General features: G+C 59.4%; 8 protein-coding genes. 3 read left to right on the forward strand and 5 right to left on the reverse strand.

The window, feature by feature from the left end; all coding sequences use genetic code 11:
* Complete coding sequence (locus CL546_RS08625; protein ID WP_290494140.1) at positions 1-324, forward strand: YdbL family probable chaperone protein; 324 nt, start codon at positions 1-3, stop codon at positions 322-324.
* A gap of 204 nt (positions 325-528) precedes the next feature.
* Entirely contained in the window at positions 529-1,635 is a 1,107-nt protein-coding gene (locus CL546_RS08630) for an OmpA family protein (RefSeq protein ID WP_290494141.1), read from the forward strand.
* A gap of 137 nt (positions 1,636-1,772) precedes the next feature.
* Here CL546_RS08630 and recD read toward each other — a convergent pair whose 3' ends face one another.
* From recD to CL546_RS08650, 4 genes are all read right to left on the reverse strand, one after another.
* Positions 1,773-3,710 carry an exodeoxyribonuclease V subunit alpha gene (recD, locus tag CL546_RS08635; RefSeq protein ID WP_290494142.1) on the reverse strand — a complete coding sequence of 646 codons (1,938 nt, stop codon included), beginning with the start codon at positions 3,708-3,710 and terminating at the stop codon, positions 1,773-1,775.
* A 198-nt stretch (positions 3,711-3,908) separates the two neighbouring features.
* A complete protein-coding gene (gene recB, locus CL546_RS08640; RefSeq protein ID WP_290494143.1) occupies positions 3,909-7,526 on the reverse strand; it encodes an exodeoxyribonuclease V subunit beta in 3,618 nt (1,205 codons plus the stop codon).
* On the reverse strand, positions 7,523-10,945 hold the full coding sequence (gene recC / locus CL546_RS08645; RefSeq protein ID WP_290494144.1) for an exodeoxyribonuclease V subunit gamma: 3,423 nt from the start codon (positions 10,943-10,945) through the stop codon (positions 7,523-7,525). Before recC ends, recB begins: the two co-directional genes overlap by 4 nt.
* Positions 10,946-11,204: 259 nt before the next feature.
* Positions 11,205-11,909 carry a LysE family translocator gene (locus CL546_RS08650; protein WP_290494145.1) on the reverse strand — a complete coding sequence of 235 codons (705 nt, stop codon included), beginning with the start codon at positions 11,907-11,909 and terminating at the stop codon, positions 11,205-11,207.
* Positions 11,910-12,061: 152 nt separating this feature from the next.
* On the opposite strand from CL546_RS08650, the gene CL546_RS08655 reads away from it, so the two are divergent.
* Positions 12,062-13,462 carry an aminotransferase-like domain-containing protein gene (locus CL546_RS08655; RefSeq protein ID WP_290494146.1) on the forward strand — a complete coding sequence of 467 codons (1,401 nt, stop codon included), beginning with the start codon at positions 12,062-12,064 and terminating at the stop codon, positions 13,460-13,462.
* Positions 13,463-13,592: 130 nt separating this feature from the next.
* Here CL546_RS08655 and CL546_RS08660 read toward each other — a convergent pair whose 3' ends face one another.
* Positions 13,593-14,024 carry a DUF3332 family protein gene (locus CL546_RS08660; protein ID WP_290494147.1) on the reverse strand — a complete coding sequence of 144 codons (432 nt, stop codon included), beginning with the start codon at positions 14,022-14,024 and terminating at the stop codon, positions 13,593-13,595.
* Positions 14,025-14,035: the final 11 nt, after the last annotated feature.

Here is a 14,035-nt window from a genome sequence, read left to right on the forward strand (position 1 = left end):
ATGAAAATGTTGAAATCTGCATTGGCCATGGTGGCGCTGCTGTTCAGTATGGGCGCGTTTGCGCTGGATCTGGACGCTGCGAAAAGCCAGGGTCTGGTCGGTGAACAGACGGATGGTTACCTGGGCGTAGTGAAAGCGACACCGGCGGCGGTGGAGCTGGCAGCGGATATTAATCAGAAACGTCGGGCCGCTTACGAGCGCATTGCCAAACAAAACGGTATCACGCTGGAGCAGGTGGCCAGGTTGGCGGGCCAAAAAGCGATTGATAAAACCGAAGCCGGGCAGTACGTGAAGACGCCGGGTGGCCAGTGGGTTGAAAAATAATTGTATAAAAAAAGTTTTTCTACCAAAGCATTGGGATGAAAGTTCCAGGTAATATTTTCGTACTAGATTAATGTAAACCGTTGATAGTAGAGGGGTTAAATTTCGGTAAATTCAGAGGTCGAGCGCCTCTTTGTGGCTGCTTGTTTTCCTTTCCAGTGTTTAAATTCCCTAAGAAATTCGGGAACAACTGGAAAGGAATCTGCCATGAAAACCTTTTTGCGTATGACCGCTGCGGTGCCTCTGCTGATCAGCCCCTTTGCATTCGCTGGGGAAAATGTGCCTGACCAATACGGGTACATCGGTGGGCATGCCAGCTACTATACTTTTTATGACAATGACGTCATCGGTAATGGTGGTGATGGCCTGGACGATGTGCCGTTTTATGGCGCTCAGCTGGGTTGGCGTTTCGCTCCAAACTGGTCCGTGCAGGGTTGGTACGAAGAAGTCGACGGTGACGCGGAGAGTAAATACAACTCCGGTCGTCGTCTGGACATGAAAAATTATTACGTTAGTGGCCGTTACCACTTTGATGACCATGGCCTGCTGGGTTTCGAACCCTATGCCGGTATCAATGTGGGCGAGCAGCTGATTGAAAGCCTGAATAACCCCAACAGTGACGATAACGACGAGCTGATGACCGGTGTGGAATTGGGTGTGCAGCGTGCGTTCTTCAAACACGTGATTCTGGACTTGGGTACCCGTCAGGCATATAGCCAGGACCGCGAATACTGGGAAGGCCAGGTCTATGCCGGGGTTAATCTGGCGTTTGGTATCAGCGATGACGACGGTGGCAGCAATGACGACGAAGTAGTGGCTGCTACCCCCGCGGAAGTCGTGACCGGCGACAGCGATGGCGATGGTGTTAACGATGACAAGGACCGCTGCCCGAACACCGCTTCCGGTGCAGTAGTGGATGCGGACGGCTGTCAGGTTTACGAGTCAATGCAGAATCGTGAAACCTCGGTGATCTACTTTGGTTTTGATCGCGACACCATTCAGGGTCAGTTCAGCGATGAAATCAAAGGTGTGGCGGATCGCCTGAATGCGGGCGAGCAAGGGCGCATCCGTGTGGAAGGCCATGCTGACAGCACAGGCCCGGCCGATTACAACCAGGGGCTGTCTGAGCGTCGTGCCCAGTCAGTGAAAGATCGCCTCATGAAAGACTTCTCGGTTGGTGCTGACAAGATCACTACCGAAGGTTTCGGTGAGAGCAAGCCGGTGGGCGACAACAGCACTGCTGACGGTCGTGCCAAGAACCGCCGCGCAGACATCATCGTGGAAACCGAAGAGAAAGAAGCGCAGTTCAAATAAGCGCGAGATGGTGAAACAAAAAACGGGATGCTTCGGCATCCCGTTTCTTTTATGCCGCTCTGCGGCTGCAACGCGCGTCACGCAACAGGCAACACGCTATGCGCCTGCTGTGCTTTTCAATTTTGAATTTTATATTTTCAACTCAACCGCTCTGCCAACCCCGACGCCCGCCAGGTCCGTTTCTTCACTGCACTGTCCAGCACTGCCGGTTTGCCGAATTCCAGCAAGGTGAAGCGATCGCGTGCACGGGTCACCGCGGTGTAGATCAGTTCCCGGGTGAGGAGCGGATGGGAAGCGTCTGGCAGCACCAACAGGGTATGCCTGAATTCCGAGCCCTGTGACTTGTGCACCGTCATGGCATAGACGGTTTCCACGCCGTCCAGGCGACTGGGTAGGACCCACTTGATACGACCGTCTGGCAACTGGAATGCCACTCTCAGCAGCAACTCCGGTTTCCCTGATTTTTCCTCAAGCAAGGGTAGCGTCAGCCCCACATCGCCGTTCATCAAGCCCAGCTGGTAATCGTTGCGGGTCATCATTACCGGGCGGCCGGGGTACCAATCCCGTTCCGGCGCCAGCTCCTGTTGTTGCAGGTGGCGGGTGATGCGCTGGTTGAGCTGTTCCACACCAAAGGGCCCGCTGCGCAGACCGCTGAGTAACTGTTGATGAGTAAGTTGCCTGAGCAGCCCCGCAGCCCAGTCATCGAAGTCCTGCCGTTGCCCGGGAGGTGTGGCTACGGCGTTAAACAGCGCGCGCAATCCACCGTGATCACCGCTGCCGTTCAGCAGCAAGGTTTCCAGCTGTTGGCTATCGCTGCTCAGGGGTCGGCGATGCAGGCTGTCCGGGTACTGCTGAAACGTCTTGCGCACCTGCGGCAGATTGTCTTCGTTCACAGCTCGGGCCAGTGCGCCGATCCCCGGGCTGTCTTTGGAGCGCCAGTTGGTCCGCAGCATGGCAGTTTGTTGGGCCAGGGCGTTGCCGGGTTGCTGATCTGTTTCACGGTAGTCGCTGATGTCGGCATCGCAGGTGCTGCTAATGAAATCGATGGTGTCCTGTTGATAACGGCCTTCGTGGGCATGTCGACACAAGTCCCCCATCACCGCGCCGGCCTCCACGCTGGCAAGCTGGTCCTTGTCACCCAGCAGGATCAGCCGCGTATGTGGGCCCAGGGCTTCCAGCAGACTGGCCATCATGTCCATGTCGATCATGCTGGCCTCGTCCACCACTACCAGGTCAGCGTGTAGCGGATTGTCAGCATGGTGACGGAAGTGACGGCTGTCCGGGCGGGTGCCGAGCAGGCGGTGCAGGGTGGTGACTTCCGTGGGGATGGCGTCGCGTACGGTAGTGTCCACATCGAGTTGTTCTACCTGTTCGCTGATGGATTCGGTAAGCCTCGCTGCGGCCTTGCCGGTGGGGGCGGCGAGGCGAATGCGCAGCCGCTGGTTGTCTGCCATGGCCAGGCTTTGCAGCAGACCCAGCAGGCGAACCACGGTGGTGGTTTTGCCGGTACCGGGGCCGCCGGTGATGATGCCGATACCGCTGCGGCTGGCCAGGGCGCAAGCTATCTGCTGCCAGTCGGTTTGGCCGTTGGTGCTCGGGAATAATCGGGCCAGGGCGTCGCGCAGGCGCTCGGCGGGTAACGGGTTGGTTGTGGCCAGTCGTTGGTCGATGGCTTCGGCGACGGCCACTTCCCGGGCCCAGTTACGGCGCAGGTAAAGGCGGCTGCCGTTAAGCACCAGTGGTGTGCTGCCGTTCTGGCTTACCAGCGGACTTTGCTGTAAATCATGGAGCCAATCGTCCGGCTTGCCGGGCAGCAGGGAGACCAGTTCCGGCGGCGGGCTGGTGCCCCACAGCTGAGTGGCCAGCTCCCGATTTTTCAGGTCCAGACACAGGTGGCCGCTGGCTTGTTGATTGCTGGTAAAGGCGGCAAGTAGCAGGACGGGATAACTTGCCTGCGGACATTGCTGTTTAAGAAAGCGGGCAATGGCCACGTCCAGATCGCGGAGCAAATGGTTGTCACGCAGCAGAAGCAGGGCATCTTCCCAAGTGAGGGCGGAGAACAGGTCAGTTTGCATGAACTCTCCTGGCGATTGGCCGATTGAGAGGCCGGATAGCAATGCGCTTCGTAGCGTCACCCTCTCCCTGTCCCTCTCCCCTCAAGGGAGAGGGGACCCTCCAGAAGGGGGCATGGTTAGCTCCCCTCTCCCTTGAGGGGAGAGGGGTTGGGGGAGAGGGTGAGACGCTCCATGCGTTGAGATGTTTTGTCATCGCGCTCATTCGTTCCCTCCAAACATCTCATCCAACGCTTCAATCAACCCTGTCGCCGGTCTATCGAACACGGTGCCTGCCGCCGGACCCTGTAAACCACGCAGGAACACATAAACCGCACCGCCCAGGTGTTGGTCAGGATCATAATCAGGCAGGCGACTTTTCAGCAGGCGGTGCAGGGCCAGCAGGTAGAGTACGTATTGCACTTCGTAGCGTTTTTCCAGCACGGCGTCGGTCATGGCCTCCAGGGTGTAGGCGCTGTCATCCACGCCCAGCCAGTTGGATTTGTAGTCAAGCACGTAATACTTGCCGTCGTGTTCGAACACCAGGTCGATAAAGCCCTTGAGCATGCCGTTGAGGGTATCCGCTTCCAGTCGCGGGCGCGGATGCTGTGGATGAATGTGCTGGCGGATCAGCGTGTCCATCTCGGCCACTTTCACCTGGTGGGCGGGGAACAGGAATTCCAGTTCTGGCACATAGGTGTGCAGGGTATTAAGGGCGATCTCAGCGTGTTTCAGCGGCAAGGGCGTGGTCACCGCCTGTTTCCACCAGTGCCGGATCACCTCCATATAATCTTGCCAGCCACGGGCCTGCAATCTTTCTTCCACGCTGATTTCAAACTCGACGGGGTCGGCCAGGGTTTGTGTGAAGCGCTGGTTGGCGGCCTGCTCGAGCACATCATGGAGCAGGGTGCCCGGGGCGGCGCCACGAGGGAACGCGTGGATGGTATCGGGCAGCGGTTCGGCGTCATCGATAACGGTTTCGTCCTGTTGCTCGGCCAGTTGATCGCCGCGTGGGTCCGCCGGGGCCAGGGTTTCCTGTACCTGTTTGAGTGCGCTATAGCTGGCAATCCACCAGGGTTGCCGTTGTCGGGCCACAGGCGTCAGAGGTGCGCGCAGGGTCCGCGATTTGGCTTTGGGTTGATAGCATTCCGCGTTGCTGTCTGGCGCGTCGATAATGGTAATCGCATCATGGACCATCGGTGTCAGCGCGGCACTCAGGCCGTTGTTGGCCACGCCGCTGCCGAACAGCAAACGGCCGATGGCGCTTTTCTCCAGCTGGTTCTGTTTGCCGCGGCCCTTGATGTAGGGCGCGATTCCCAGGGTGCAGGTGTGGCAAGCGCGGGTCAGGGCCACGTAGAGCAGACGCATGTCTTCAGCGAGTCGTTCGTGGTCCGCCTTGTTTTCTATCGTCTCGTCGGGTTCCAGCGACACATTGAGATGATCGTTTTCGTGGTAGCGCAGCGGCGGCTTGTTCTTGTCCGCGGGGCGGAAGCTGCAGATAAAGGGCAGGTATACCAGCGGGTACTCCAGCCCTTTGGATTTGTGGATGGTGATGACCTTGACCCGGTCGTCATCACTTTCCAGGCGCAGGATGCTTTCCTTGCTGCTGCTACGACCTTCCTCAACGGTACTTTCGACAACGTCCTCCAGATAGCGGATCAATGACTGTTCGCCATCCAGCTGGGTGGCGGCCTGTTGCAACAGTTCCGCCAGATGCAGCAGGTTGGTCAGGGCCCGTTCGCCGTCCAGGCTCTGGCTGAGCCGGGCGGGCACATGAAAATCCATCAACAGGCTGCGCAGCATGGGTAGCACGCCCTGGGCCTGCCATTGCTGGCGATAGCCGTGAAACTGCTCCACGGTTTCTTCCCAGCGCACTTCATCCTGATTGAGAGCATCCAGTTCCGCGTAGGCCAGGTCCAACACCGCACAGGCCAGGGCGCTGCGTACCCGGGTGTCGGATTCCGGGCTGGCGCAGGCATGCAGGATCAGCAGCAGGTCATGGGCTTCGGGCTGGGCAAACACGGAATCCTGATCGGATAGATAAACGCTGCGTACCTGACGCTCCATCAGTGCATCACGGATGGCTTTGGCTTCGGTGCGGTCGCGGACCAGGATGGCAATATCGTTGGGGTGCAGGGGGCGGAAGCTGTCGGCTTTCTGAAAGCCGGTGACACCTTTTACGGCCCCGTTAAGCAGATGGGCAATTTCGCTGGCACAGCGCGCCGCCTGCTCATCCCGGTACTGACCGGCGCTCACGGGTTTTTCTTGCTCGTCCACCCACAGGGTAATGCCGGATTGTTCTTTCTTGTCGACCAGAAGAACATCCTTGCGGCCATTGGCCTTTACTGCTTCAAAGGGGATGGCGTTGTCCATCATGAACACATCGCCGAAAGTGCTCTGGCTGTAGCGGAATAGATGGTTCACCGCCTCTACCATGGTGCTGGAAGAGCGGAAATTGGTATCCAGAGTGTAGTGGTTACCTTCTGTGGCCCGGCGGGCTTTCAGGTAAGTAAAAACATCGGCGCCGCGGAAGGCGTAGATGGCCTGCTTGGGGTCGCCGATCATGAACCAGCCAGTGTCTTGCTGCCCTTCGTAAAGCGCGGAAAAAATGCCGTACTGGGTGGGATCGGTATCCTGGAATTCGTCGATCAGTGCCACCGGAAACTGATCGCGGATGACTTGGGCCAGTCGCTCACCGTTGCCGCCTTTCAAGGCATCGTGCAGGCGGCTGAGCATGTCGTCGAATCCCATGGTGGCGGTCTGGCGACGGACCTGGTCCACGCGCCGGTCGATCCAGGCGGCGGCATGGGCGAGCAGGTCGGTACGGGGCAGAGAGGTGTTTGCCCGGCCTTCCATAACCGTATCGAGCTGTTGGCAGAAAACAAAATCCGAACGGTGATCTTGGCCGGCCTTGGTGAGTTTCATGCCCTCATGGGAAAACTTGGCCAGTATGTCATAGGCTTTGCCGTTGAGTCGTTCGCCGTTGGCGTAGCGCTGCAGGGTCTGCAGCATGCCTGGCAGGCTGGTGGTGCGGTAGCTGTTGCCGTTCAGCCACTTGTTGTCGCGAGCGGCGCGCACCCATTCGAGAAAGTCCGGCAGTTCGTCCGCCAGTTGCTGGCGTGCCTGCTGGTCCTTGTTCGCTTGCGGGCCGGTTTGTGCGAGCCAGTGTGTGACGCTTTGCGGTAACGCCTGCGGGTCGGCTTCTTTCAAACCGAGCAAAGGACGACAGGCTTCCAGCAGGGCGTCCGGGTTGCCCAGATTGTCGCTTTGCAGGGCATTGGCGGCGCTCACCGGGAAGGCGGCAATCACAGAGCGCCAGTAATCCCGTGCGGCCATTTGTTGTTCATCGCTGGCGTCTTCTTGCAGCTCCAGACTGAACAGGCTGCCGGAATCGAAGGCGTGCTGTTTGAGCATACGGTTGCAGAAACCGTGAATGGTGTAGATGGCGGCTTCATCCATCCACTGGGCAGCGGCATCCAGGCGCTGGGCACAGCGGGCCCGGTCCTCCGGATCGCTGTAGTCGTTGAGCAGTTCTGCCAGTACGGCATCGTCGGCTTGCGCTGCGGTATTGGCAAAGAGTCGGGCGGCATCAGCCAGGCGATCGCGGATTCGTTCGCGCAGCTCTTCCGTGGCGGCTTCGGTAAAGGTCACCACCAGAATTTCTGGCGGTAGAAGCGGGCGTGAGAACGCATTATCGTCGCCGTGGTCATTACCGTGACCCAGCACCAGACGCAGATACAGCGCAGCCAGGGTAAAGGTCTTGCCGGTGCCGGCACTGGCTTCGATCAGCCGGGTGCCGTGCAGCGGGAACGTGATCGGGAGCGGACGTTCAATGTTCATGCGTCATCTCCCGGCTCGCGCCATTGGGCGTGCTGATAGAGCGGGGCATAGAGTTGCTCAGTCCAGTAGGCGAAGGCGTTGGCATCGCCATGGGTAGCGGCCATCAAGGTGTCAAAGTCTGTCCAGGCGCGGGCAATGGCCGGCTCTTTTTCCTGTTCGCCGGTGTGCATGAAGCCGGATTCGAATGCCTTGCGTGCTTCGCTTTCTCCTCGTTCCTTTTCTTCGCCTTTAAGCCAGGCAAAAGCGGTGGCACAGGCAATGGGCAGCGGTTCGCACAGGGCTTGCTGCCAGGCATACCCGAGCTGATCCAGACATTGCTGGGCGTCACTGCGATTCAGGTGCGGCAAGGTAAAGAGGCCGTCCTGGCCCTGAATATGGGTAGTGAGCGGCTGCCCGACGGCGCAGGCGGCCAGGTGCAGCACCCAGTCCCGGGTGAGTTTGTCGAAGCGGCCATTGAGCTTGCCGGTGTGCAGCACCAGCCGTTGGGCGTTGGCCGCGGGGCCGCGCAAATCGGTGAGCCAGTCTTCGATCTGCAGTGGGCCGGTGTTGAGGCGGATTTCCTGTTGCGGTTGCGGTGCGCCGCACTCGGCCAGCAGGGAAAAGTAGTGTTCCAGTGGCTGCGACAGGGGCATCAGCAGGCTGTCACGGCTGCCCTCGTCAAAGGGCGCCAGGGGCAGGTCGCCGCTGCCGGCCAGCCGATCCATGGCCTCCGTCATGGCGTCGCCGGCATGCTCGGGGCCGGCGCGCAGGGCTTCAGTGAGCAACTGGTCCTGTAACTGGAAACGCTGCAGGCCGTCGAAGGAAAAGGGTTCGCTGTCGTCCAGTACCTGCCGCTGTTGTTTCAGGCGAGCCTTCAGGCGTTGCTCGAAAAAATGCGCCACGGGCTGCTTGAGAAAACGGCCGAGAGCGGCACAGCTAATCGGTTCATCGTTTTCCAGTGGCGGCAGGGGCTGGTCGTTGCTGACAGCAGGCGCTTGTCCATCGTGGAGGGCTCGCCATTCGTTGGCGTAGGTGTGTAATGAATCGCTGTGAGGCAAGCCGGAATCGTTGGCCAACTCCTGGTCGGCATGGAAAAAATAGCGGGCGCTGAACGGTTGCAGCGGATGGGCCATGGTGAGGGCCTCCACGGGGTCGCCCTGCTCGGTGTGCCAGCGCTGGTTGATGTGGTCGCGCAGTTGCGCCACTAACACTGAGGGCGGGCGTTCGCTGTTGTCGCGCACGTTGCGACCGGTCCAACTGATGTAGAAGCTGTCGCGGGCGCTGAGCATGGCTTCGAGAAACAGGTAACGGTCGTCGTCGCGTCGGGAACGATCGCCGGGGCGGTAGTTGCCCCATTGGCGCATTAAATCGAAATCCATGGGTTGCTGTTGGCGCGGGTAGTCGCCGTCTTTCATGCCCAGCAGGCAGACATGGCGAAAGGGAATGGCGCGCATGGGCATCAGGGTGCAGACGTTGATGCGCCCGGCCATAAAACGTTGCGACAGGCTTTCTGCATTCAGGGCATCGAGTAACGGTCGGCGTGCCACGGTGAGCGGCAGAGGGCTGTCGAAGTCGGCTTCGGCGCAGGCGGCCAGCCAGTCGTTGAGAGCATCGCGCAGGCCCGCATCCAGGGCCTGGTCCGCTTCGTCCACGGGAGCGAACAGGTCATCCAGCAGTTGGATAAAGCGTTGTTGCCACTCCCTGGCGCTGGCGTCCTGACGGCTTTGTTGCCAGTGCTGTTCCAGGGTGTCGAGCAGGCGAGACAGGCGTCCGGCCAGTTCCGCGCCCAGCCCGGCCACTTCGTCCAGGGGCTCAATGCCCATCCAGGCCGGGCCGTCGCCGAGCAGGTAGCCTGCCAGCATCCGCTTCAGGCCGAAGGCCCAGCTGTTCTGTTCGAAACCGGGTACGTCCAGGGTGTTACGCTGCTGGCTGTTCAGGCCCCAGCGAATGCGGGCCTGGTCAATCCAGCGGGCCAGTTGTGGCAGGTCGCCTTCGTCGATGCCGAAGCGTTCGCGCACTGCGGGCACATCCAGCAAGTCGAGAATATCGGTGGCGGTGAAGCGCCACTGGGGCAGATGCAGCAGGGACTCCACCGCCTGCGCCAGGGGTGAGGCGGCGCCAGCGCTGCGGTCGCTGAGGGTGTAGGGCAGATAGCGCGGATCGTCCCGTTCCAGACGACCGAAAACCGCATCAATGTGCGGCGCGTAAGCTTCGATGTCGGGCACCATCACGATCACGTCCCGGGGCTGCAGGCTCGGGTCGTTGCTGAACCGGTCCAGCAATTCATCCTGCAGAATTTCCACTTCCCGCTGGGCGCTGTGGCCGATACGGAACTGGAGAGAATCGTCCATTTCCAGAGGCGGACGCCGGTCCGGTGTCGGTAGGGGTTCCAGATCGAGGATGTCCTGTTGCAGCTGCTGCAACAAAGTGTGCGGTTCGCGGTTTTCAAACAGGTCGATCTGGTTCTGGAAGGCGCTGCGATAACTGTCTGGATCGTCGTGGTCGTAGAGCAGACCGATAAAGTCCCGGCCCTGTTTGCCCCAGGCGGCCAGCAGTGGATTGACGCGATTTTCCGGCAGGGCGGTCAGGTGGCGTTTGCGGTTGTCCAGCTGGCGCCGCAGCAGTTGTTTGTCTTCGACGATATCTGCCCAGTAATGCTGACAGGGGTTCTGTACCAGCATCAGGATCTGGCAGTGCTGGCTGAGCGCGGCCAACGCTTCCAGAGCCTGCTGGGGCAGGGCGCTGATGCCGAAGATGATCAGGCGTCGCGGCAGGCCGGGCGGTGGCATGCCCTGTTCCTGATGTTGAGTCAGTGCGGCCATGAAATCCCGGTGGATGGCGCTGCGGCTGAGGCCCTGTTTGCTGTCATCCATGTCTGCCAGCAGGGCGCGCCACAGGTGTGCCTGCCAGAGCTGGCTGGTGGGAAACTCATCAAAGGCGTCGCGATCCTGGGCCTTGCGCAGACGGTCGTTGCCGCTTTCCCAGTCCGCCAGCCAGTCTGCCCGATACACCTGATAGGCATCGAACAGATCTGCCAGTCGCTCGGCCAGCTGATGGCGTTTGCGGCCATCCACATCGTCGGCGAGAAAATGCCGCAGGGGGCCGAAGTGCTCGTTGTTGAGCAAGGCAGGCAGTAGCCGGTACAGGCGCCAAAGCAAACGGGACTTGTCGAACGGTGACGTACGTGGGACCTGGTCTTCACCGAGCACGGTGCGGTAGGCCCCCCACAGGAAACGGGCGGGCATCTGGAACTGGAAACCGGCGCTGATACCCAGGGCATCCGCCAGTTGCAGTTTCAGCCACTGGGCCATGCCGTTGGACTGTACCAGAAAGGTTTCCGTTTCCAGTGGCGGCAGTGGCTCACGTTGCAGCCAGTCCGCCACCAGCTCGGTAAGGGTTTCCAGACGGTTGCCGTGCAGCACCATCAGCCCGTTTTGCATGGAGATTCCTTGCGCGAAATTGCGTTTGTGCGAAAGGGTCTAGCCTAAGGGAGAAGCGCTTGCCGTGCTACAACAGCTAGCCATATCTGGTGCAAAGGATGGGAGGGGCTGAACGAGGGGTGTAGCCAGATTTTGTTGTGGGGAAATAGTTGGGTGGTAGAAGCGAGTAACGAGTTTCGAGTCTCGAAAAGCAAAAACCATTCTTCGGTTGAAGGTTTTGACTTTCGCAACTCGCTCCTCGTCACTCGCTACTGAATCGCTACAGCACACTCATCCACCAGTTGAGGCGTTCCCGCTTCGGGGGCGGTGCGGGTTTTTCCTGCTGCTCTTTGGCGGTCTGGCTTTCGGTTTCACTGGCCTGGCTGGGCTGAATGCCGAAGGTAGGGTACAGCGAAGCCACCAGCAGAGCGGCCATGGTGCGATTGAATGTGAGCAGGCGCTGTCCTTCCTGGAGCCAGTTTTTCAGCACCACACCGAACAGGTTCCAGCTACTGATCAGGGGCAGCCCCACAATCAGGAAGGCACCGGCAACGATGGCGACGCTGACGGTAAAATCGCCGGGGCGGGTAAAGGTGGCGACACCGGTGAGGATCATCATCCATGCCTTGGGGTTTACCCACTGAAACAGGGCCGCCTGCATAAAGGTCAGCGGTTTGGCGTTATAGCGATCGTCATTCAACGAGCGGGCGCGTACGAGCTGCCAGGCCAGATAGAGTAGATACAGGGCGCCGCTGATTCGCAGGGCTGTAACGGCTTGGGGAAAACGGATTAGCAGTTGCCCAAGCCCCAACGCTACGCACAAGAGAATCACCTGGCAGCCGATGGCGATGCCCAGAATGTGCGGCAAGGAGCGACGAAAACCGGCATTGGCACCGGAGGCCATAAGCATCAGGTTATTGGGGCCAGGGGTGCCGGTCATGATAGTGACAAAGCCGATCAGAGCGACTAGCTGTTCCGTTGGCATGACGACGTTCCTTTTCTGAAGCTGGTTCAATAGGGTAGGTGGACAACGTTGGCCATTACAGATATAAGAAAAAAATATTGAGGCGGTACAGATTAGATGAACAGCAATCTGTGCCGCTTGTTATGCTAAAAACTGTATCGGATATTTATCTCATGACGTTGTATCAAAGCCTGGCTGACCGGTTGCAGGTCCTGATTCGTGATCAGGTATATCCGGTGGGCAGCCGTTTGCCCGGTGTGCGGGTGCTGGCGGAACAGCAACAGGTCAGTGTGTCCACGGCGGTGAATGCCTGCCGGGAACTGGAGCAGCGCGGTGTGTTGGAAGCCCGCCCCCGGTCCGGGTATTACGTACGCCAGCCGCCGGTGGTGCGTGAGCCTCCCCGGGTGACCACGGCAAGCCGGCGGCCGCGCCGGATTACCGGTCAGGAGCGGGTGCTGCAGATACTACAGAATGTGAATAATCCTTCAGTGGTGAACCTGGGAGCGGCGGTGCCGGCGCCGGAATATATGCCGGTGGCAGCCATGGAAAGGGTGTTTCACAGCGTATTGCGGGAGGAGCGTCGCCGCTGCGTGGGCTACGCCTTTCCTCCCGGGGCCCCGGAACTGTGTACCCAGGTTGCCCGTCGGCTGGCGGGATTGCAGTGCGAGGTCAGCCCGGAAGATGTGTTGATTACCAATAGTTGCCAGGAATCTGTAGCCATTGCGCTCAAGCTGACCACCCAGCCTGGCGACACCGTGGCGATTGAATCGCCCACTTATTATGGGCTGTTACAGGTGATCGACTCGCTGGGTCTGAAGGCATTGGAAATTCCTACTGATCCCGAGGAGGGGATTTCCCTGGAGGCCCTGACCCTGGCGCTGGAACGCTGGAAAGTTTCGGCCTGTGTGGTGGTGTCGAATTTTTCCAACCCGCTCGGGGTGCGGCTTTCCGATACGCGTAAACAAGCGCTGCTGGCACTGTTGTCGAAGCACAAGGTGCCGCTGGTGGAGGATGATATCTACGGGGATTTGCCGTTGAGCGGGCCGCGGCCGCGGCCAGTGAAAAGCTGGGACCGTACGGGCTTGGTGTATTACTGCTCGTCCTCGTCGAAAACCCTGTCTGCGGGGTTGCGGGTGGGGTGGTTGGTGACGCCGGAGCGTCATCGGGAAAAGGCCCAGTATCTGCAATTTATCAATACGGTATCGGTGGCCACGCCATCACAGCTGGTGCTGGCACGCTATCTGGAGCGTGGCCATTACGACAGGTTTCTGCGCCAGCTGTGCGGTGAGCACGCCCGGGGTGTGGCAAGAATGACTGAGCGGGTGACGCAGTTGTTTCCGCAACAGACCCGGGTGAGCCGGCCTGCGGGTGGGTTCGTGTTGTGGGTGGAGTTGCCGGGGGAAGTGGACACCACCGAACTGATGGAAAAAGCGCTGGAAGCCGGGGTGAGTTTTGCGCCGGGTTCGCTGTTTTCCGCCTCCGGAAAATTCGCCAACTGTTTGCGACTGAATTGCGCGGTGAAATGGGACAACCGGGTGGAGCAGGCGCTGGTGACGCTGTCGCGGTTATTGTAGCGGCGGAATTGAACGCTACTTTGTCGTTACAAGTTACGAGCAGCGAGAAGATAAAACCGGTTTTGCATTTCGCTTCTCGTAACTCGCAACTCGGGTTTTCATGCCTTCGGCGATGCCGCCTGGGTTTGGCTTACATCATCACCGAGCCAAGCACTTCACGGTTACCATCCTGAAGCTTGATGACCTGGCCGTCCTGTTTGATCAGGGTGTAGCTTTGCTGGGCGGCCATCACGGTGATGGAGCCGTCCGCGTTGTAGGTCAGTTCGGCTTTATTGCCCAGCCCGTCGGTCACGGTTTCGGTGGTGCCAGCCACCTTGGCCCCTTCCTTGCTGATCGGGTTGGTGCCAGTCCAGAACTCGATGGAGTTAAAAATAATGATATCGCCAAGCAAAGACAGGCCGTAAACGGGAATCCACCAGAAGGCAAAGGAAATACCCTGATTGACGTATTTGTTGTTGGTGGCGTCGGCGTTCCAGTCCTGCACGGTATCGAACAGGGCATTCTGGCCAAGACAGCCGGTCAGCAGAGCGGCAGCAGATGCACTGGCGAGAATTTTCTTCATCGGACTCTCCT

The organism is Alcanivorax sp. (assembly GCF_002726155.1).
Classification (GTDB): Bacteria; Pseudomonadota; Gammaproteobacteria; order Pseudomonadales; family Alcanivoracaceae; genus Alcanivorax.

Excerpts from the sequence above, each read along its gene's own strand:
- recC (WP_290494144.1), bottom strand. The coding sequence starts at position 10,945 with ATGCAAAACGGGCTGATGGTGCTGCACGGCAACCGTCTGGAAACCCTT.
- CL546_RS08660 (WP_290494147.1), bottom strand. The coding sequence starts at position 14,024 with ATGAAGAAAATTCTCGCCAGTGCATCTGCTGCCGCTCTGCTGACCGGC.
- CL546_RS08625 (WP_290494140.1), top strand. The coding sequence starts at position 1 with ATGAAAATGTTGAAATCTGCATTGGCCATGGTGGCGCTGCTGTTCAGT.
- recB (WP_290494143.1), bottom strand. The coding sequence starts at position 7,526 with ATGAACATTGAACGTCCGCTCCCGATCACGTTCCCGCTGCACGGCACC.
- recD (WP_290494142.1), bottom strand. The coding sequence starts at position 3,710 with ATGCAAACTGACCTGTTCTCCGCCCTCACTTGGGAAGATGCCCTGCTT.
- CL546_RS08655 (WP_290494146.1), top strand. The coding sequence starts at position 12,062 with ATGACGTTGTATCAAAGCCTGGCTGACCGGTTGCAGGTCCTGATTCGT.
- CL546_RS08630 (WP_290494141.1), top strand. The coding sequence starts at position 529 with ATGAAAACCTTTTTGCGTATGACCGCTGCGGTGCCTCTGCTGATCAGC.
- CL546_RS08650 (WP_290494145.1), bottom strand. The coding sequence starts at position 11,909 with ATGCCAACGGAACAGCTAGTCGCTCTGATCGGCTTTGTCACTATCATG.